The 20,295-nt window shown below is 43.4% G+C and carries 18 protein-coding genes and 1 tRNA gene; 8 read left to right on the top strand and 11 right to left on the bottom strand.

Annotated features, from left to right (window positions below; translation table 11 throughout):
• Positions 1–165 precede the first annotated feature (165 nt).
• The 5 genes from DD616_RS10375 (at position 166) to DD616_RS10355 (ending at position 3,830) form a co-directional block, all read left to right on the top strand.
• Positions 166–855 carry a DUF3334 family protein gene (locus tag DD616_RS10375; RefSeq protein ID WP_026028133.1) on the top strand — a complete coding sequence of 230 codons (690 nt, stop codon included), beginning with the start codon at positions 166–168 and terminating at the stop codon, positions 853–855.
• A 127-nt stretch (positions 856–982) separates the two neighbouring features.
• Positions 983–1,666, top strand: a complete 684-nt coding sequence (locus DD616_RS10370) for a DUF2786 domain-containing protein (protein WP_017042255.1) — start codon at positions 983–985, stop codon at positions 1,664–1,666.
• 104 nt (positions 1,667–1,770) lie between these two features.
• Entirely contained in the window at positions 1,771–2,748 is a 978-nt protein-coding gene (locus tag DD616_RS10365) for a tetratricopeptide repeat protein (RefSeq protein ID WP_208872321.1), read from the top strand.
• A 172-nt stretch (positions 2,749–2,920) separates the two neighbouring features.
• Entirely contained in the window at positions 2,921–3,103 is a 183-nt protein-coding gene (locus tag DD616_RS10360) for a hypothetical protein (protein WP_010319035.1), read from the top strand.
• A gap of 328 nt (positions 3,104–3,431) precedes the next feature.
• On the top strand, positions 3,432–3,830 hold the full coding sequence (locus DD616_RS10355) for a hypothetical protein (protein WP_064625499.1): 399 nt from the start codon (positions 3,432–3,434) through the stop codon (positions 3,828–3,830).
• 121 nt (positions 3,831–3,951) lie between these two features.
• Here DD616_RS10355 and fabV read toward each other — a convergent pair whose 3' ends face one another.
• The 3 genes from fabV to psrA all read right to left on the bottom strand — a co-directional run bounded on the left by fabV (position 3,952) and on the right by psrA (position 8,296).
• Entirely contained in the window at positions 3,952–5,154 is a 1,203-nt protein-coding gene (gene fabV / locus DD616_RS10350) for an enoyl-ACP reductase FabV (RefSeq protein WP_026028134.1), read from the bottom strand.
• A gap of 177 nt (positions 5,155–5,331) precedes the next feature.
• The gene (locus DD616_RS10345) at positions 5,332–7,614 is read right to left on the bottom strand and encodes an acyl-CoA dehydrogenase (protein WP_026028135.1); all 2,283 of its coding nucleotides are present in this window, start codon (positions 7,612–7,614) and stop codon (positions 5,332–5,334) included.
• Positions 7,615–7,669: 55 nt separating this feature from the next.
• A complete protein-coding gene (gene psrA / locus DD616_RS10340; RefSeq protein ID WP_208872255.1) occupies positions 7,670–8,296 on the bottom strand; it encodes a TetR family transcriptional repressor PsrA in 627 nt (208 codons plus the stop codon).
• A gap of 447 nt (positions 8,297–8,743) precedes the next feature.
• Between psrA and DD616_RS10335 the strand changes: the two genes are divergently transcribed.
• The gene (locus DD616_RS10335) at positions 8,744–9,637 is read left to right on the top strand and encodes a pyridoxal-phosphate dependent enzyme (protein WP_094127174.1); all 894 of its coding nucleotides are present in this window, start codon (positions 8,744–8,746) and stop codon (positions 9,635–9,637) included.
• Positions 9,638–9,665: 28 nt separating this feature from the next.
• Positions 9,666–9,920, top strand: a complete 255-nt coding sequence (locus DD616_RS10330) for a DUF1496 domain-containing protein (protein WP_105977014.1) — start codon at positions 9,666–9,668, stop codon at positions 9,918–9,920.
• An 11-nt stretch (positions 9,921–9,931) separates the two neighbouring features.
• On the opposite strand, the gene DD616_RS10325 is transcribed toward DD616_RS10330, so the two are convergent.
• The 6 genes from DD616_RS10325 to DD616_RS10300 form a co-directional block, all read right to left on the bottom strand.
• Positions 9,932–11,383, bottom strand: a complete 1,452-nt coding sequence (locus DD616_RS10325; protein ID WP_370685856.1) for an NAD-dependent succinate-semialdehyde dehydrogenase — start codon at positions 11,381–11,383, stop codon at positions 9,932–9,934.
• Positions 11,384–11,534: 151 nt separating this feature from the next.
• The gene (locus tag DD616_RS10320; protein WP_013856589.1) at positions 11,535–12,875 is read right to left on the bottom strand and encodes a GGDEF domain-containing protein; all 1,341 of its coding nucleotides are present in this window, start codon (positions 12,873–12,875) and stop codon (positions 11,535–11,537) included.
• Complete coding sequence (locus tag DD616_RS10315; protein WP_019280927.1) at positions 12,872–13,906, bottom strand: ABC transporter substrate-binding protein; 1,035 nt, start codon at positions 13,904–13,906, stop codon at positions 12,872–12,874. Before DD616_RS10315 ends, DD616_RS10320 begins: the two co-directional genes overlap by 4 nt.
• Before the next feature lie 188 nt (positions 13,907–14,094).
• A tRNA-Ser gene (locus DD616_RS10310) sits at positions 14,095–14,182 on the bottom strand.
• Between the two features lie 168 nt (positions 14,183–14,350).
• Positions 14,351–14,800, bottom strand: coding sequence for an L-alanine exporter AlaE (locus DD616_RS10305; RefSeq protein WP_017042265.1), 450 nt, complete (start codon positions 14,798–14,800; stop codon positions 14,351–14,353).
• A 237-nt stretch (positions 14,801–15,037) separates the two neighbouring features.
• Positions 15,038–17,461, bottom strand: coding sequence for a hybrid sensor histidine kinase/response regulator (locus tag DD616_RS10300; protein WP_208872253.1), 2,424 nt, complete (start codon positions 17,459–17,461; stop codon positions 15,038–15,040).
• A 161-nt stretch (positions 17,462–17,622) separates the two neighbouring features.
• Here DD616_RS10300 and DD616_RS10295 point away from each other — a divergent pair, with 161 nt between their 5' ends.
• Positions 17,623–18,204, top strand: coding sequence for a UPF0149 family protein (locus DD616_RS10295; RefSeq protein ID WP_013856580.1), 582 nt, complete (start codon positions 17,623–17,625; stop codon positions 18,202–18,204).
• A 111-nt stretch (positions 18,205–18,315) separates the two neighbouring features.
• On the opposite strand, the gene nadA is transcribed toward DD616_RS10295, so the two are convergent.
• Both nadA and ybgF read right to left on the bottom strand, forming a co-directional pair.
• Positions 18,316–19,377 (bottom strand): quinolinate synthase NadA, encoded by a 1,062-nt coding sequence (gene nadA / locus DD616_RS10290; protein ID WP_170899901.1) that lies wholly within the window; start codon positions 19,375–19,377, stop codon positions 18,316–18,318.
• 134 nt (positions 19,378–19,511) lie between these two features.
• Complete coding sequence (ybgF, locus tag DD616_RS10285; RefSeq protein ID WP_019280925.1) at positions 19,512–20,288, bottom strand: tol-pal system protein YbgF; 777 nt, start codon at positions 20,286–20,288, stop codon at positions 19,512–19,514.
• Positions 20,289–20,295 lie beyond the last annotated feature (7 nt).

Here is a 20,295-nt window from a genome sequence, read left to right as displayed (position 1 = left end):
GAATCTCAATGCAAGAATGAATCTCTCTAAAAAGTCATCAGTACGACATTTTTCCTGTACACAACATTTTAGCTATACATAGTTAATTAACGCTTTATGCTTTATATATTGATATAGAGAGTTAAATACCGCTTTTAAACTGCAATGCACATTACGGATATCAGAATGAAAAAAAACAAGATTGTTACCACTGAAGATATTTTGCTTAAGCTTTGTCAATCAGTGTCAGGAGTGCTCAGTTCTGCAACGGCGACCAACATTGCTTACTCAGCGATGGTACAAAAAATCAACAAAACGTCACTAAAGCCAGATTTCGGCTGTTTCGTTTTGTTTGATGGTGGCTTCTCTGGGCTCGTTGTTATCAACTTTACGGCCAAGGCTGCGCTGGAAATTTACACCAGTTATATGCGCAACATGGGAATGCCAGAAGAAGAGCTGGCCGTGCTGCACACTTCTGACGAGGTGGGCGATGTACTGGGCGAATTGATGAATCAACTCGTAGGCGACTTCACAAATAAAATCCGCAAAGAACTGCAAACCAACATTACCCAAAACCAACCGAAGATGCTGTCACTCAACAAACAGGTAATTTTGTCGGTGGATACTAATTTAGATCGTCCACAAGCACGCCGAGTTACCTTCTCGACAGAAAGTAATAATATTTTCTATCTTGAACTGGCAATGGATAAAACCGAATTCATCCAACTTGAAGAGTTTGAAGTTCAAGAAGATGAAAGCCCTGATTCAATTTTAGAAGCGACTCAGCAAAAACTGTCTGCCAAAGCAAAAAACGACAAGCAAAACAACAGTGATGATGATTTGACTACAGACCTATTGGATGAACTTGGTATTTAAACCATCAACCTCCTCTCGACTCGCTGCCTGATTTTGGGCAGCGATTCTCCACTTCGCTTTCACTTCCAGCATAAAACCGCTAAAATGTCGGACTTTTCTGAAGTTGTAGAATTGTATTTGCGAATTAATGGATAAACAGAAAGCTCTAAAGAAGATCGCTAAATGTCTTGAACTTGGTAATTCCGCGAATGTGAATGAAGCGGCCAATGCCATCAAGATGGCGCATAGCCTGATGCTGAAGTATGGGCTTGATAAAGATGACATCGAATTTATCAAGATGGGCAAAACCCAATCAACCCATTTACTACCCGCATCCATCACCTCATCACTACTGCGAGTGATCCGCGGTATCAATACTAAGTTTGGTGTAGAAGCGGTGCTACTCAATCATAAAGGACTCAAACGTGTTGAGTTTATTGGTGAGGCCGATCGCGCTATTTTTGCCGCATTCGCTTTTGATATCATTTACCGAGAAATGAACGAGCACACAGGCCAATTTCGAAATAGTTTCGCGGGCAGTGGCACTTCCAGCATGGAAGTCACACGGCGCGTCAATTCATTCGTTTCGGGTTGGATTGAAGGGGCATTAGAAAAGCTTCCAGTGATCACCGCCGATGATGAATCCAATAACAAAATCAATAATTACATTGATAAAGAGTTTCAAAATATTGACCGTGAGACCTTCAAGCAGCAGCTGCGTGATGCTATGAAAAATATTACCGCGGATTACGAAACTGGGTTAAAAAAAGGCCGTAAAGTATCTGTAAACCGACCGATTGATGGCGCACCTGCTCCAAAACGTCTTAGATAACCATTAATGCGCTATTCTGCTCTGTGCATTCGATAGAAATGCGCTACTATTTGACAGAAATTAGCCCCACAAAATATGGTGAAAATTTGAGAGTTGTCCTTAGTTTGTGCCTGTTTTTCTCCTCATTAGTACTGGCTTCTCCTGTTGCTGAGCTAACTGCCCAAGCTCAGCAACAAAACTCAAATGCACAATATCAATTGGCGCTGGCTTATCAGCAAGGGGACAAAGTTGCTGTTAACCTAAACAATGCGTTTTATTGGTTTCAGCAAGCGGCGCAGAATGGACACCCCTTAGCCAAATCTAGGCTAGCCAATCTCTATTTAAAGGGACAAGGAACCCCAAAAGACATCCCTCAAGCTCTATTTTGGCTGACAGACTTAGCCACTAGCGGCGATGTGAATGCTCAATTACAACTCGCTAGAACGTACGAAACACTCCCTTCGCCACCCTCAGCGTTAGAATTGTCAGAAATATGGTATCGCATTGCGGCAAGTAAGAGTAGCCAAGCCGAAGAGGGTTATGCCCGTGTATTGCAAGAAAAATTCAATCAACAACGTGCAAAACAAGTCTCCTCCATCAGCCAATTAGACAGCGCTTTTGACAGCAGCGATGAAGCTGACATGGTGGTCAGCACTGCACCCGTTGATCGCAACTCGACAAGCTCTATCATGACGGATTACTTATCTCTATTGTTGCTGATGTTACTCCTTTTGATGCTTATCTATCTTTTCCGCTTCTGGAGCCGAAAACGTAAGACCCAACAGCACGATAAAAATAGTCAACACCAGCAAGAAATCGAATCGCAAGCCTTTATGATCAAACAGCAAAAAAGGCAGCTTGAAAGCTTATTCAAAGAGATCAAAAGACTGCAAAACAATCATGTGGCTCAATCTCAGGATCAAAAATTACTATTAGCCTGTGCATTATTTGGCTTTAAACTCAGTGAACTTCCCGATGAAAAAAGCATCAAGCTTCGCTACAAGCAACTGTGCAAAATATACCACCCAGATCTTCAAGGCTCACAAGAAGAAATGAAACGACTCAATGGTGCGTTAAAAATCATCCTGCCTCACGTTAAGTAAATGTTATTTTTAATGCGAAATATTACCGCTCGCGATTAAAACACTCGCTAAAGATAGACAACGCAATCGATCTCCATCTCACTTAAAGTAACAAATAGTTAACTTAATTCTCTTTTATATGGGATAATGCGCCGCGAAAATTGCACCTAAATCTTCTAGGTGGGGAGAAAACATGTTTACGATTGAAGGTATTTGCGATTGGTGTAAACAACCAAAGCTATTAATAAAACACGAATATATTGATGGGAAATCGCATCACTCATGTGAAAGTTGCAATGAGTTTGCGCGCATGGATGTCAGGCAGTTTAATATTGCAGAGCAAGCATTTCGAGATCGACAGTCACTGTCACATTAGGCATCAATAGCTATACATGAAAAAGCGCCAACACGGCGCTTTTTTACTGCCTGTTTTAAAGCACAACCATTTCAGCGACTATGATAACTTATCTAATTAGTGGCGAGACACTGTTACTAGGATACTTACCTTGATCACAAAACAGACAACAGCGCTTTATCTTTGAACAATTTGATTGTTTGATAAAAATAGTTATTAATCAATAAATTAAAACAAAATCTAACGAATTCAAGCTTGGTTATGCTGATAAATTCAGCAAAAAAAACTTGATCAGTATCTACAACTCAAATACTGTACGCACATACAGCATGTATGAAAGGACAGTGTTATGCTTCAAGTAAATTTCGCTTCTCAACTATCAGCTCAGTACCCTTTGGCTAATGCCCATCGCTCAGTCAATACGATTGAACAAGCCATGATGTCAAAGCTTGCTAAGCTATCCCAGCACCAACAGCAGTGGATCTTATTCACCTCTGAATGTCCTCGACCACAGTATGAACAGTTTGCTTCTTTCAATATACATTGCGACAGAGTGATCCACATGAAACCCTCTCAAACGTTATCGGAATTAGAGATTGTGATGAAAGCTATCCGCTCCGGAAATGCCAGTGCGATAATCGCGTCAAATACTATTGAGCCTATCAACCAACACCTACTCAAGCAATTAGCGGCCGAGCACCACTGTGATGTGTTTTTTGTTGCAGGGAAACAGCAACCGTTCCATTGATCGAGAAAATGCTGTTGAGGGTGAGTAATGTTGTATTACCCTCCATAACAGCAAAGGCCTAGCACTGTGGCTAGACCTTTGAGATTAGAACATCTTATTGTGTCACTGTGACACCAATGGATTAGATATCAATTACATCGAATGCCACTTCAGTATCGACATCGGCTTCGTAATCAACGCCATCAACACCAAAACCGAATAACTTCAAGAATTCTTCTTTGTATTCAACGTAATCCGTCAGCTCTTTTAGGTTTTCAGTAGTGATCTGTGGCCAAAGCTCACGGCAATGCTTTTGAATATCTTCACGCAGTTCCCAGTCATCCAGACGCAGACGATTTTGCTCATCTACTTCCGGCGCACTACCGTCTTCTTTATAAAGACGTTGGCTAAACATGCGATAGATCTGTTCAATACATCCTTCATGTACACCTTGCTCACGCATTTTCTTAAACACCATTGCGATGTAAAGAGGCATAACAGGAATAGCTGAACTGGCTTGAGTAACAACCGATTTAAGAACGGCCACATTAGCCGTACCACCTAGTACAGAAAGCTGTTCATTCAGTGCCGATGCGGCGCGGTCTAAATCCATCTTCGCTTTACCTAGCGCACCATCCCAATAGATTGGCCAAGTTAGCTCAGTACCGATATAGCTATAAGCCACGGTTTTACACCCTTGAGCCAATACGCCAGCTTCAGCAAGTGCATGGATCCATAGCTCCCAATCTTGACCGCCCATAACCGTTACCGTGTCTGCAATTTCCTGCTCAGTTGCAGGTTCAACACTGGCTTCAATGATGATGTCTTTATTGGTATCAACCGCTGTCGCGGTGTATGTTTGGCCAATCGGTTTCAATGATGAGCGAATCAGTTCGCCAGTTTCAGGTAACTTACGCACTGGTGAAGCAAGCGAGTAAACCACCATATCAATTTGACCTAAGTCTTGTTTGATTAGCTCGATCGCTTTCTGTTTTGCTTGGTGAGAAAATGCATCACCATTTAGGCTTTTAGCATACAAACCCGCCTCGTGAGCAAGCTTGTCAAACGCGGCTGCGTTATAAAAACCGGCGGTGCCTGGTTTTTTGTCCGTGCCCGGTTTTTCAAAGAAAACACCGATGGTCGCAGCACCTCCACCAAAAGCGGCGGTAATACGAGACGAAAGGCCGTAGCCACTGGATGAGCCTACAACAAGTACACGTTTCGGTGCATTTTTGATAGGGCCTTGTGCTTTGGTGTAAGCAATTTGTTCTTTTACATTAGCTTCACAACCCACAGGGTGCGTTGTCGTACAGATAAATCCACGAATTTTAGGTTTGATGATCATATTCAACTTCCTTCAAAAATCTCCGCTAGGATAAAAGTTTCGCTCGAAGATCTCACCCTATTTCTTTAAAAACAGGCAGAAATTGCAAGTGGTTGGATCTCTCGTGGCTCAAAAAATCAGGGCACCCGACTAGGATGCCCTGATATACGGTCACACTTTTAGTGACGATATTCGCGACTAGGCGACATGATTAAGCTTTGGCTTTCCCGGCTTATTGGTCATCACCTCGCTCAAGTCATGGCTAAAGTGATCAACTTGAATCGCTTTATAACGCAGTTTGTCTGCGGCCAAAATTTGGTCTACTTCAGTTTGAGTCAACACATTTTCGCTTAAGGCTTGAGCCAATCGCTCAGTCAGGGCACCTTTACGCGCAATTTTACCCTCTTTGGCTGCGCGGAACAGCTTGCGCTCAAGTGCACTGATACCATACATCGCCAAAAACGCTTTTTCCATCAAGCCAACGCTATCGTCTTCCTCTGGCCCAATGTAGCAAAGATGAGTGAGACGATCTCGATGTGCTCCAGGAGTCATTAAGCTTTCCGCCAGTTTGACCGACAGCTCATCGCTAGGTTTGTCATAATGGTTGCCCAAAGGGAAGACCAACACTTTAAGTAAGCGCCCAACCACTTTGTTGGGGAAGTTGCTGTACGCCTCTTGCAAAGATTTAGCCGCGTGGTACAAACAATATTGCACCGCGTAGTGCACGTAATCTAAATCGGTTTGTTGGCGGCCTTCATCTTCATACTTTTTCAAGGTCGCTGAAGCCATGTACAGATAACTCAAACCATCACCTAAACGCGCTGAAATCATCTCTTTACGTTTAAGATCGCCACCTAACGTCAACATAGCGAAATCGGCACTCACGGCAAGTGCTCGGCTAATGCGCGTCAACTGTTGGTAATACGCTTTTGTTGGACCGCTCATCTGCGCTTTGACAAAGCGCGAACCCGTTAATGCAGCACCGAGTGCACCAAAGGTATTTTTGGTCGCGTGGCTAATGTGCTTAAACAACAGCTTATCGAAATCTTTCGCACCTTGCTCTGTATCAGGATTAGCTGCCGCTTCCATCTCTTTCAAAACATAAGGGTGACAACGAGTGGCACCTTGGCCAAAGATCATCAAATTGCGAGTTAGGATATTGGCCCCTTCAACCGTAATTGCGACCGGGATACCGAGATAATGTGTTCCGAGGTAGTTCATTGGTCCATCTTGAATCGCTCGACCAGAGTGAATATCCATCGAATCATTTAAAATTGTGCGCGCAATTTCTGTCATATGGTATTTGGCAATGGCGGTCACTATACCCGGCTTTTCTTTCAAATCGAGCGAGGTTGTGGTTAAGGTTCGTGTCGCTTCAAGCAAATAAGTTAAGCCACCGATACGGCCCAGTGCTTCAGCTACCCCTTCAAATTTACCAATTGACATGCCAAATTGCTTGCGCACATAAGCGTATGCACCTGTCGTGCGCGAAGTTAAGTGACCAATCGCCGTACCAAGTGCGGGTAATGAAATACCACGCCCTGCCGACAAACATTCCACCAGCATGCGCCAGCCTTTACCCGCATAGTCAGCACCACCGATGAGCCAATCCATCGGGATGAAAACATCTTGACCACGCGTTGGGCCGTTCATAAACGCAAGGCCGAGTGGATCGTGTCGCTCGCCAATTTCCACGCCTTTGTGATTAGCAGGGATCAGCGCGCAGGTAATGCCGATATCGAGCTTATCGCCTAGAAGTTTTTCAGGATCACTGAGTTTGAAAGCTAGGCCTAGCACAGTTGCAACCGGAGCCAGCGTGATATAACGCTTATTCCAACTGAGTTTAATCCCAAGGACTTCTTTGCCCTCGTGCTTGCCGTAACACACCACGCCTTGATCAGGAATGCCGCCAGCATCGGAGCCTGCTTCTGGCCCGGTCAGCGCAAAACAAGGGATATCCGTACCGTCAGCTAAGCGAGGAAGCCAGTAGTCTTTCTGTTGTTGTGTACCGTAGTGAGAGAGAAGCTCTCCGGGGCCAAGCGAGTTTGGCACCATCACTGTAACAGCGGTACTGATACTGCGCGTCGCAATCCGTGACACTATGGTGGAGTTGGCGAGTGCTGAAAATTCACGACCACCGTAGGCCTTTGAAATAATCAAAGAGAAAAAACGCTCTTTACGCAGAAACGTCCACACTTCCGCTGGCAAGTCACGATCTTCTTTCACGATTTTATGGTCATCTAACATGGACAGCAGCGTTTCCAACTCATTATCAATGAAAGATTGCTCTTCATCTGACAAGGTTGGTTTTGGGTAATGATGCAGTTTGGTAAAGTCTGGACGACCTGAAAACAGTTCACCATCCCACCAAACGCTGCCCGCTTCCATCGCCTCTTTTTCTGTCTCCGATAACGGAGGCAAAACTTGCTTAAACAGTTTAAAGGCGGGGTCGCTTATCCATTTTCTTCGTAGAGAGCTCATGATCAGATCCTTTTGTTCGCTTGGATTGTTACTTCTTATAATAGATTTAATTGGGTTAATCAGCCGCAACGCCGGCGGCTAAATAAGGAATAAGTAAGTCGACGACTACTTTGGCATCCACTTGGTTGCCAAAATCACTTTCGGCAATCTCAGCCAATGCTTGGCTCGACGCCATGGTAAAAACACACGTGCCTAACGTGAAGTGCAAACGCCAGAATAGAGTTTCAGGCGTCAGTTTTGGGTTCGCCTTCATCACTGACTGAGTAAACAGTGACAATACATCGCTGTAGCGTGTGGTGATAAACCAACGCAAATGACCTTGCACATCGGTATAGCCGCGACCAATCAACAACATAAAACGGCTGGTACCGTTGGGCCTAACATCATTCAACGCACGTAATGGTGTACGCAATGACTCAAACACTTCCGACATTTGATATTCATCTTGGGAGTTTAACTCCTGCAGCGCTTGTTGAACGGCCGGCATAAATGCTTCTAAATAACGATTCAACACTGCACGCACTAACGTTTTCTTATCACCAAAATGGTAGTTAACCGAGGCTAGATTTACTCCAGCTTTGCTGGTGATAGCTCGTAACGATGTATCGTTGAAGCCATGTTCAGCAAACAATCCCTCTGCAACATCTAGGATTTTTTCTTTGGTACTACTTCTTGGTGCCATTTCAATCACTCGTATCAAACAGGTGTTTGAAATATACTATCGACACAATTGATTAACAAGCAATTAACATCACATTTTTACGAAATGATCGGAGCTGAAGAGTAAAATAGAAGTAAGCTAATGAAAGATAAATATTTTAAAAATAAATTGAAAAAAATGGCTTTAAGATGGAACTGATTGTGAAATGCTCAGTCTCAATAAGTGTAGTTAGCAGAGCATTAAGAATTTTACAGGCCGTCAAATTTTTCTTCTTACTGTAACTACCGATATGCTGCTTTTTCTTATTAACTCCTATGTTTATTTGTATCCGCCCAGCGCCTTTTGCTCTGGGCTTTTTTTTGCCGCATGAGAGGCAAAGCAGTAACTGACGAGCGATAAAATCGGCCAACACTGCAATTTTTACTCAGGTCAGTATATACTACGGCCCTTTTCTGCTCGAAAATCATCATGAAACTGTCTGACACCCCCATAACACAACATACTTTTGCCAATAACCGCTTCTATTTAAAACGTGATGATCAACTTCACAGCCATTTTTCAGGAAATAAAGCGCGTAAGTTTATGGCGTTATTGGATAGCGATCTCCCCGGCATCAGCACTTTAATCAGCTATGGTTCGGCGCAGTCGAATGCTCTCTATTCTCTGGCGGCTCTTGCGCGCATTAAAGGGTGGAAATTTGAGTTTTATGTAGACCACATTCCAACGTGGTTACAACAAAGGCCGATTGGCAACTATCGTGGCGCACTGGATTTAGGAGCGCACATCATCGAAGTTAGCCCCATCAATATAATGCCCCCCGAGCAGTATATTGATACGATCCGTCAGCCTGATGCTTCATGCTTAGTCGTACCAGAAGGCGGTCGCTCAAAGGTGGCCGAAACGGGCATTAAGCAGTTGGCTCTAGAAATTCTCAACTGGATGAGAATGGAGACAAAAACGCAATTCGTCGTTGCGTTGCCCTCCGGGACAGGAACCACTGCGATCTACCTGCAAAAATATCTAAAACCGCACGGCATTGAGGTTCTGACCTGTGCTTGTGTAGGGGGAAATGACTACCTCATCCAACAATTTGACGAGCTTGAAGAGCGCCAGTACCCTACGATTATATCTACAGAGAAAAAGCATCACTTTGGACGATTGTACGAAGCCGATTATCGGATGTGGCAAAATCTACTTGAGCAGACTCATGTGGAATTTGATCTGTTGTATGACCCTATGATGTGGCAATGTTTGTTACCTTGGATGGAAGCCCATCCAGAAAAAACGGTGATTTATATTCATCAAGGTGGGTTACTGGGCAATGAAAGTATGCTGCCCCGCTATCAGCGGCAATTTGATTAACTACCTCACTATAAATAGGAGATACACCATGCTGAAGTACTGTGTTTGGTTATTATTGATTGCTCCTAGCTTTGGCTACACGAAAGTAATCAATACCGCTTCGCTACCGGTTGTGGTGGCTACAGAAGGTAAAACTTTGCAACGTGTTTGCTATTATAAGGACCAAGCTTATTCTATCGGTGCAGTGATTCAAGTCGGTGAGCTGTATATGATCTGCCAAGAGGCCAATGATTTTGAAACCAATGGCCCCTTAAGATGGGTGTTACTGACTCAACAAAAATAGTGAGAGGAAGGTTAGTTTAAGCCTCCCATTAGGGTGTATTTCACTTCCAAATATTCGTCTAGCCCCTGCTTTGCTCCCTCGCGGCCAAGACCTGACTCTTTGATGCCGCCAAACGGTGCGACTGTAGTTGATATCAAACCTTCGTTAATACCAACAATGCCGACTTCCAGTGCCTCACTCAATCGCCAAGCCCGAGCCAATGACTGCGTATAGCAGTATGCCGCTAATCCAGAATCCGTGTGGTTTGCACGTTCAATCACTTCCTCTTCGTGAGTGAAACGAAACAAAGGTGCAAGTGGGCCAAAGGTTTCTTCTTGAGCCACCAACATCTCTTCTGTCATCTCTGTTAATACGTGAGGCTCAAACAAGCGGCTACCGGCTTGAGGCAGAGTGCCATATTGCACTAGAGCGCCTTGCGCGGTGGCATCCGCAATATGTAATTTGACTTTAGCCACCGCCGCATCATTGATTAAAGGCCCCATTGTTACGACCGATTCCAACCCATTTCCCACAATCAGCTTGCTGACTTTATCAACCAATTTTTTAACAAATTTATCGTACACGCCCTCTTGCACATAGATTCGATTGGCACAGACACAAGTTTGACCAGCGTTACGAAATTTCGCCACCATCACACCCTCTACGGCGGCATTAATGTCGGCATCATCAAACACAATAAAAGGGGCATTACCACCCAGCTCGAGCGACAACTTTTTGATGTTGTGCGCGCACTGTGCCATTAATATTTTCCCCACTCCTGTTGAGCCAGTAAATGAGAGTTTGCGTACCACTTTGCTGCTGGTTAATTGCTGCCCGATTGCGATTGCCTCTCCGGTCAGCACTTGCAATAAGCCAGCGGGAAGCCCAGCACGATGCGCCAATTCTGCCAAAGCAAGAGCAGTAAAAGGCGTATCTGGTGCTGGTTTGAGTACCACTGCGCACCCAGCCGCAATCGCTGGAGCACATTTACGAGTCACCATAGCCGCAGGGAAATTCCAAGGCGTGATCGCAGCAACCACACCAATAGGTTCTTTCGATACCAGTATTCTTGCATCCGCTTTATGACTCGGGACAAGCTCACCATAAGCTCGTTTTGCCTCTTCGGCATACCATTCGACAAAGCTGGCAGCATAGCTGATCTCGCCTTTCGCTTCCGCTAAAGGTTTACCTTGCTCGTTGGTTAAAATCAGTGCCAGATCATCGCTGTGTTCAACAATCAATTCATACCAAGCTCTAAGCACTCTCGCTTTGTCCGCCGCTGGCTGTTTTTTCCACAGTTTCTGCGCAAGCTCTGCACCCTCAATCGCTTGTTGGACTTGCGCACTATCTAGCTGCGGAACCGTTCCAATCAGAGTGCCGTCATAAGGGTTGTAAACGGTTGAGGTGAGCGAGTTGGATGCACAAACCCATTGACCATTGAGATAACATTGTTGTTTAAAAAGTTGAGGATCACGAAGCTGCATGACGATGCTCCTAGCGATAATATGGGGGGAGAAGCACAGGGTAAAAGGAAACTGAGTCAGGTTCAATTGATAAACGGTATTATTCAGGGATTGCGACTATCTACTCATGAATCAGCCTCGACCCAACCGCTTCCTATGCAGAAAAATGGCGTTAACTCACCACGTCTTCCACTGTAAAAACTCCCCTTAAGGGATCAATGTTTTGACAATAAGTGTTACCAACCACCTCTTTCGCTTGATACATCGCCTCATCAGCCAAGGCCATTAAATGGTGCATACTATTGGTTTGTAAGGGGAAGTAGCTGATACCGACACTAACACCAACGGTTAGGCTTTGCCCTTCAAACTCAATGGGCAGCCCTAAGCATTTGATGATTTGTTTGACTTTCTCTGCGACAAAGTCGTACTCATCAATCAGATCGAGGCACACTACAAATTCATCACCGCCAAGCCTTGCCGCAAAATCAGATTGGCGGATACTGGCCTCTAAGCGAATCGCGATTTGCTTTAAAATTTCATCTCCCGCGCAGTGGCCTTGAGTGTCGTTGATGGTTTTGAAATTGTCCAAATCAATGAAAAGCAGCGCTAACTTCACCTTGGTCCTGTTGGCTTTAACAATGGCGTTATCCAACAACTTTTCAAACGCTCGCCGATTAAGTAGCCCCGTCAACGAATCATGTTCAGATAGAAACTGAAGCTGATCTTTTTGGATTTTTAACTCTGAGGTTTGTCGCTCAACCTCTAATTGCAATTCATCTTTTGTCACGGTTGTCGTTTTTAGTGAGACCTTCATATGGTTAAAAAAGTCAGCCAAAGCTACAAATTCAATATCCAGATTGACTGGTTCAATCTTGCTTTCAAGGTCACCATACGTCAAAGCTAGGATACCTTGTTTAATTGACGCAAACCCCCTTTTGAAACGTTTCAAAATCAACCACGCAATGCCACTCACTAAGATTGAAAAAAATAATATTTTCAGTGCACTCAACATCAAGGTCATTTGTTGACTCTCAATGCTTTTTGCTAAGACTGATTTTTGTAAGTAAAACAACTCTTCAGTCATATTTTGCACGAGCATATTGTAACGTGAATGTAGCAGCCCTTTTGCGCTGATTAGAGAGTTGCTTTTTGCTTCAGCATCTTGATGAGTAAGCTTTTTTTCTTGTTGCAGTAAGACGGCAAGGCTAGTATTCATGCGTTGTAAGTTTTCGATATGTTTGCCCATCATCTTATGATTAAGCAGTCTCTTGGAGAGGCTTTGCTGAGCAATATCAACCTGGTCCAAACTTGATACATCAGAATACTGCAGGAAAATCCAAAGTTGGCTACGCAACAAATCCACACTCAATTGGATCTGCATAATATCTTCTAGATCTTTTTTTGTTTGCTCTTGTTCTTTAAGTAAGCCCCACAGAGAAAAAGTGATCAAAAGGATTAGAAATGCCGTGGATGCGAACAATAATGTCAATTTACGCACAATCGAACTGATCATTTTATCGATACCTTAGTACGTAGCACTTCCTCGATCGGCTTGGAAGCAAGTACTGTCCGAAAATCCGGCTTGTCGCCCGTAACCATACCAGCCTCAATCGCCCATCTTGCTTGAAGCTGTAAGTTAGATAAAAGTGCATTACCTAACGACAAACGAAATACATAATCATTCCAAGACCACTCGAGTTGGGGTAACGGAATATTTAAGGCCTGTGCAATCACCTCTCTCGATTGTTCAGGATTGAGGTTAATCCATTCATTAGCCTCTTTTAATGCACGTAATATTGCCACTATCTCATCATGCGCCTCTTCGACGGTTGCTTTCATCGAAAGTAAATTAAACGACAAATGATAAATACCAGATAGCCCAAGGTTCAATACATCGGATGGTGCAGAGGTTTCAGTTTTATAACCGTAAGGTTCCCAAACAGAAATAGCATCAACTTGTGAGGAGAATAATGAGTCATTTAGCGCTTCTGGTGGTAAATAGACTTTTTCAACAGCCATCTCTTTCAGGTCACTGGCAATCAACAATGAATCAAAGTAAAACTCACTGGCACTCGCCTTAACGATGCCTACTTTTTTACCTTCCAAGTCACTCAGGTTAACAATGCCTAATCGCTCTAACGTGAGCAGCTTTAAATCGTTATCTGACTCAACAAAACTGGTTAATAGTGCAAAATCATTACGCTGGAAAAGCTTAAACATAACCACCGACTCAGAGGCAGTCGCATAGTCTACATTCCCACTAAACAAAGCTTGAGAACAGGCCACACCTCCAGAACAGGGCACTAGTTCGACATTCACCCCTTGTTGTTCAAAAAACCCCAAACTGTCGGCAATAATAAAGGAGGAAGAGAGTGGCGTTTGCGAAACCGCTATTCTTACTGCTTTACGCTCTTCAACACGGCTAGCATCATAAAAATGACCAAGTTGCCTATTAAAAATAGCAATAGTGACTACCAATACAACAATAGCCACTGCAACTTTATGAAAGGTCTGAGCTTTGTGCTTTTTCGTAACCATAGCCAATAAGTGAAATTAGTTTTATATATGACAGTTTAGCTCTGAATTGGAATTATTTTTGAGTGAATGGCTATTTAATAACTTTTAGCAGGGGATGCATTGAGATTGTTTAGATTAAACAGTGAGTTAAGCTTGAGTTAACATGGTATTTTACGCACAAAAAAACCGTAGACGATCGTCTACGGTTTAGAATATGGCGGTGAGCAAGAGATTCGAACTCTCGATACGTTGCCGTATACACACTTTCCAGGCGTGCTCCTTAAGCCACTCGGACAACTCACCAAATTATATTGTGGTTAGCGCATTCGGCTAACGAGGCGCTAATTTAATGATTCTATAGGATTAGGTCAAGCCAAAATAATAAAAAAGCCCACCACTTTGGTTCGTTTGACTACTTATTGGCTTATTTGATGAAATTCAATACAAGCCTTTCTTCAGTGAGTGTCACGGTTAGGCACTACGATGATAGCCAGGGACACGGAACCAACGGCGGCACATATCTAAAAAATAGCCATAGAGAACGCCCATTCCACACGACACAATGGCATTGCTTGATACTGCGGTTATGATCTGCTCTGTAGATGCGCCTACAGCCCATAGAATGGCGGCATAGACCGGAGATTGAAATAGAACGTAAGCAACCAAATCCGAGACATTCTTCATTAAGCCAGTCTCAGACCATTGACGTCCCTGGCGCAGAATAAAGTCACGAAATACGCCATAAGGCCATGCTATTGCGATATTAACTGGGATAGACAGTGTACGTGATGCTAGCGACTGTTCGAAGGTCATTCCAGAGATGAAAATTTCAATGATCATGCCTGATATAAAACAAAAAACAACCATTGCAAATGTGTCCGCCGCAGCATGACGAATACAAAATGGGCCACGAGCTTTCATTACTTCCCTCTACACAATAGATATAACTATTAAATATGCCAATCAGCAATACAGATACCTAGAAAATAACAACAAGCTAGATAATAAGGGAATTAGAACACATATTTTGTAGATTTAGTGACCAATTTTAATTAACTTAGGTAAATTTATAACCAATTTTGAATCGGAAACTAGAATCTAACGCTATTCTTTAAATTCCTGTTACAACGCATTCTTACTAAATCTCAAAATGGTTATTTAATTACAAAAATCGGAAAGCAACACCGTTAGCAAATCGACTTGCTGTTGTGTAGGTAACTGGTGTTTTTCTAAGCTTGTTTGGGTATCGATTAACACTTGATGAATATGAGTATTTTCAATCTCCGGCAACTGCTGTATCAAACGTTGAATCATGGCTAATGCAAGTTCTATGTTTTGATCTTCCACTGCCATATAAAACGTCACCAATGATTCCTCTGCTGAGCCTATCTTTAGCGGCATAGAGGACTCTGGATGATATTGATACAGTTTTTCGACAAATTGGAAAAGAGCATCATCTAATTCATTGTCATCAATGGGTTTGGTGACAATATAATCAGCGCCGGCCGACAACATTCGCTCACGAGTTTCTTTGAAAACATCAGCAGTACAACCAAAAATGAGCACATTACGTTGCTCCCCAACTAAGATCCGAATCGCAGACACCGCTTCTACGCCATCCATTACGGGCATATGGTTATCCATCAATATCAGGTCATAATTCCCGCCAACAACCGCTTGAATTGCCAATTCACCATTCTCAACACAATCGCATGTAAACCCTTTATTCTTCATAAAGGTTTCGATGATGATAGAGTTGGTCCGGTTATCTTCCACAATGAGAGCTTTCAGTCCTTGGTAATTAAGCTTGCGACGTGGCTTGACTTCAATGGTCCCGGGCGTCGTTATTTCTATCGCTAGCATAACGTGAAAACTGGTACCAATTCCTAACTCACTGGTTACCGTGACTGTCCCATCCATTAGCTCTACAATTTGTTTTACAATCGCTAAGCCCAACCCCGTTCCACCAAAACGCCTTGTCGTCGATGATTCAGCTTGTTCAAATGGGCGGAATATTTTTTCCTGAGCCTCTTTTGCTATACCTATCCCCGAATCCCGTATCCGAATAGAAAGATACCGTTTATCTTCCATCTGCTGCTCTTTTAGAGTCACTTCGACAAAGCCGTGAGAGGTAAACTTGACCGCATTATTAAGTAAATTAAACAGAATCTGTCTCAATCGTGCTTTATCTGAGTAATACCAGCGATCGTGAACAATATCGCTGTAAATCCTAAACTGCAGTCCTTTTTCATTGCATAAGGTATGGTAAACACTGTTAATACTACCAATCAGTGAATCCAAGGGGAAACGGGTGTTATCAAGTTCTAATCGCCCTTGTTCAATCTTGGAGAAATCGAGAATTTCGTTAAGCAGCACCATCATGTGCTCGCCAGACTCATACAGACTATTAAGGTGTTGCCTCTGTTCTGGGGAAAGCTCTGTTTTCAATAAGATTTGTGCGGTTCCTAAAACACCATTCATTGGAGTTCTGATTTCGTGTGACAGGGTTGCTAAGAAGGCACTTTTGGCTTGAGTGGAAGCTTGAGCTTTCACTTTTTCCGCTTCAAGATAAACGGTTTTTTGGTTAAATGAATCGATAAGCTGGCGGATCTCATCTTGGCTTCGATACGGCATATCAATAATACCGCCCTGTTTAGAATCACTCACTTTTTTGGCGATGATGGTAATCGGTTTGATCACATATTGATTGATCAAGTAATAACCGATCATAACGCAAACTAAAAGGATTGGAATGATACTCCGTTCGACATTCATCACCAGATCAAACACTTCGTCATTCACTAACCGATGGGCATTAATAACATCAACTCGCCATTCAAAATCACCAAAACCGAAATGACTTACGTTAGCTTCTTCACGTATTATAAAATTATGTTCAGTGATCAGGGAGCCCCCCGAATCACTTAAGGATACGCCAAGGTTATAAAGCTCCGCTTGACTGGCAATAAATGTGGCTAACCCCGCCAATGACAGATCGACTGTTGCTACTCCAGCAAATTCACCGTTAACGTAATAGGGCGATGAAGCCGTGATCATCTGAACGTGCGTATAGGCATCGACATAGACTTCTGACCATACCACACTACCGACAGGCTTCTCTTTTGCTGCGTTGTACCACACTTCGTTATCGTAACCATGCGCTTCTTGATTGTTCCAAGAATGCAATTTGTCGACTTGACCGTCAGCGGCTCGATTATAAAATAGGCTACTGTATCGCTGCGATGCATTAATGCTGTAGGGTTTCGGCCATAGCCCACCACTGACGACAACATCATCAAGTATAGTGAACAGCGAAGAGAGCATTCTGTCTTGCTCAGCTTGGTTGGTTGCAGCTTGCCCAAGGCTGACAATGCTTTGGAGCACACCAATAGAACGGTTGAGAGGTTCGCGAATTTGGGCTGATAACACTTCTGCACGAAGATCTAAATTCTGTTTTAATTCAGCTCGTAGTGGCGCTTCGACAACCCAATAAGTAACGGTACCTGTGATCGCAATAAAAAAGCAGAGATAAAAAGAAAGGGCGATAATGCTCTTCTTCTTCAATGAAATAGGTGCTCTCATAAATCCTTTCAATTTTTTCTTTTGTGCAAATTATAGTGAACAATCTCAGCGAGCAATATGTTGATTGTTGTAAAACCTCACTAAAGCCAACAAATTATCAGCAAAATTCGCACATTGTATCGCTTTAACGTTAAAATGGCTGCAAATACACTCGGCAACTGATGGGATCTGCTGTGAATTTACAAGAACTCCTTACCCAACCCGAACTAGAAGATAAATTGCTTAATGAGGCCAAAACTCAAGGTTTTGTCGCATCCATGGCGTCAGCGCCTAACTTGCTCCCGCCAGAGGAATGGCTCCCTTTTCTATGGGGGGGAGAAGAGATCGCGCCATTTAGCGAAGGCAAACAGCTAGAAACCTATTTCCAACTGATCGTTGAAATGTGGAATGACTATCGCCCTGCTTTGCTCGAAAATCAATGGAGCTGGCCTGCAGGTTGCTCACTCGATGAACAAGAAATAGTGACTGAACATGTCCGTGATTTTTGTGAAGGTTTTCTTCAAGGTTGGCAACTTACGCGTGATGATTGGGAAACGTTAATGCCTGAAGATAGCCAAGATAATGCGCTACTTGGGGGCGTACTCCTTTCGCTGAGTATGCTTTATGATCCTGAGACGTCCTTGGCAACACTTTCCCAACAAGGTATGCAAGGACTCGACCAGTTTGAAGAAATCTATCAGGCCATACCGGTGATGTTGTGTGGCTTAACGCAACGCGGCGCTCAGTTGGCACTAGAGCAATAACTTTGTTTTTGAATAGTTTTATTTTCGAATAACGTTAATTTCAAATCAATTTGCTTGCGATAAAAAGGCTCTGAATAAGAGCCTTTTTTCATCCACTACCGCCGAAAGGAATTAGGCATTCCCTTTGACTTGCAAATTTAACTGTTCAGCAAAATCCAACATACGGTTTAATGGGATGAGTGATTTCACTCTCACGGCTTCATCGACGAAAATTTCGTGATCTTTACCGCCTTCCATAAGAGCTGACTCAATCGCTCGAAGACCATTCATCGCCATCCAAGGACAATGCGCGCAGCTTCGGCATGTTGCCCCGGCCCCTGCCGTCGGTGCTTCAATCAATTCTTTCTCAGGGACTAACTGCTGCATCTTAAAAAAGATGCCTTTATCGGTCGCCACAATCATTTTCTGTTGAGGTAAGGATTTTGCTGCCTTAATCAACTGGCTTGTAGAGCCTACAGCATCCGCAAGTTCTACCACACTGGCTGGTGATTCTGGATGCACAAGGATGGCTGCATCAGGATACAGTACTTTCATCTTACGTAATGCATCGGCAGAGAACTCGTCGTGAACTACGCATTCACCTTGCCAGAGCAACATCTTTGCACCCGTTTTTTTCTCGATGTATGAGCCTAAATGGCGATCTGGCCCCCAAATTATGGGTTTATCTTCCGCATCTAAGTGCTCAACAATATCAAGTGCAATGCTCGATGTAACCACCCAATCGGCACGAGCTTTGACCGCCGCCGATGTGTTTGCATACACAACAACGGTATGATCTGGGTGTGCATCACAAAATTCTGTGAATTTATCGGCAGGACACCCCAGATCCAAGGAGCATTCTGCTTTTAAGGTTGGCATTAAAATGCGTTTTTCAGGGGTTAAGATTTTTGCTGATTCGCCCATAAATCGCACACCAGCGATGATCAATGTACTGGCAGGATGGCGATTACCAAACTTGGCCATCTCTAATGAATCACCAACAAAACCGCCGGTTTCTTCAGCGAGAGCTTGAATTTCAGGATCGGTATAGTAATGCGCAATTAATACAGCATCTTTTTCTTTTAAGAGTTGTTTGATACTTGCTGTATAGGCTTGTTTTTGCTCAACCGTCAGTGGAATGGGCTTTGGCGGAAATGGATAAATAGTTTCAATCGTATCTAATATGTGGCTCATTGCTCTTGCTCTACGCAACTTCCAAGAATCCGAGCATTGTACACCGCACCTAGCGAAGGATCAAAAGCGATTCATAAAATAGTGCCGTCGAAGAAAGAGGCCACAAGGCCTCTTTTTATTAACTCAAATTGTTATCAATTCAAATTCTCTTTAGCAACCTTGGCAGACGCACTTGTAGGGTATTCATCCACAACTTGCTGATAATACTTATTTGCTTGCGCAGTATTATTATTGCGCTTGGCAATATCACCTAACTTAACCAGCGCATCAGCACGTTTATTGGAGTCACTGTAAGTGAGCACGGCGGCAAAACTTTGCGTCGCTTCTTTATCCTGCTTTTTCGCAAAATAGAGCTGCCCTAACCAATAATGGGCATTAGACGCAAAATTAGAATCTGGATAATCTTTTTGAAACTGTTGAAACGCTGCAATAGCACCACTGTAATCCCTTTTCTTCAGGATTAAATCAACCGCATTCTGATAGGCAGTTTGTTCATCAACATTGCTGCTAAACGTTCCTGCAATATCAGTGTCCGTTGTCGGCTGTGACGAACTTGCGGTTGTATTCTTCATTTCGCCACGTACGCGATCTAACTCGATAAAGAGTTCACGCTGACGCTGCAACATTTGCTGCATATCGTAGCTATTACGCTCTAACTGGCCACGTAGTTCGCTGATTTCAAGTGCCATATCATCGAGCTGCTGCTGCATTTTGAGTTGAACGCTATTACGGTTTTCAAGCAGACGTTCAAGACGTTGTACATTAGATTCAGATGATGATTGTTGAGCACGAGATGTGCTTGCTGAAGAGCTATTGCTAAGATCGGATACTGGAGCTGGTGCAGCGAGTACTTGACCCGCTGCACTTGCCAGTAACGTAAGCGTTACAATTCGCTTTAAGTTACTGAACATGAGGCGA

This window comes from Vibrio anguillarum, from assembly GCF_003390515.1.
GTDB lineage: Bacteria > Pseudomonadota > Gammaproteobacteria > Enterobacterales > Vibrionaceae > Vibrio > Vibrio anguillarum.
The sequence above is the reverse complement of the archived record's forward strand: the minus strand, read 5'-3'. Positions and strand labels throughout refer to the sequence as shown.

Coding starts and splice junctions, on each gene's coding strand:
- DD616_RS10345 (WP_026028135.1), bottom strand. CDS start 7,614: ATGAGCTCTCTACGAAGAAAATGGATAAGCGACCCCGCCTTTAAACTG.
- DD616_RS10320 (WP_013856589.1), bottom strand. CDS start 12,875: ATGATCAGTTCGATTGTGCGTAAATTGACATTATTGTTCGCATCCACG.
- ybgF (WP_019280925.1), bottom strand. CDS start 20,288: ATGTTCAGTAACTTAAAGCGAATTGTAACGCTTACGTTACTGGCAAGT.
- nadA (WP_170899901.1), bottom strand. CDS start 19,377: ATGAGCCACATATTAGATACGATTGAAACTATTTATCCATTTCCGCCA.
- DD616_RS10370 (WP_017042255.1), top strand. CDS start 983: ATGGATAAACAGAAAGCTCTAAAGAAGATCGCTAAATGTCTTGAACTT.
- DD616_RS10305 (WP_017042265.1), bottom strand. CDS start 14,800: ATGAAAGCTCGTGGCCCATTTTGTATTCGTCATGCTGCGGCGGACACA.
- DD616_RS10300 (WP_208872253.1), bottom strand. CDS start 17,461: ATGAGAGCACCTATTTCATTGAAGAAGAAGAGCATTATCGCCCTTTCT.
- DD616_RS10295 (WP_013856580.1), top strand. CDS start 17,623: ATGGGATCTGCTGTGAATTTACAAGAACTCCTTACCCAACCCGAACTA.
- DD616_RS10355 (WP_064625499.1), top strand. CDS start 3,432: ATGCTTCAAGTAAATTTCGCTTCTCAACTATCAGCTCAGTACCCTTTG.
- DD616_RS10375 (WP_026028133.1), top strand. CDS start 166: ATGAAAAAAAACAAGATTGTTACCACTGAAGATATTTTGCTTAAGCTT.
- psrA (WP_208872255.1), bottom strand. CDS start 8,296: ATGGCACCAAGAAGTAGTACCAAAGAAAAAATCCTAGATGTTGCAGAG.
- DD616_RS10330 (WP_105977014.1), top strand. CDS start 9,666: ATGCTGAAGTACTGTGTTTGGTTATTATTGATTGCTCCTAGCTTTGGC.
- DD616_RS10335 (WP_094127174.1), top strand. CDS start 8,744: ATGAAACTGTCTGACACCCCCATAACACAACATACTTTTGCCAATAAC.
- fabV (WP_026028134.1), bottom strand. CDS start 5,154: ATGATCATCAAACCTAAAATTCGTGGATTTATCTGTACGACAACGCAC.
- DD616_RS10360 (WP_010319035.1), top strand. CDS start 2,921: ATGTTTACGATTGAAGGTATTTGCGATTGGTGTAAACAACCAAAGCTA.
- DD616_RS10325 (WP_370685856.1), bottom strand. CDS start 11,383: ATGCAGCTTCGTGATCCTCAACTTTTTAAACAACAATGTTATCTCAAT.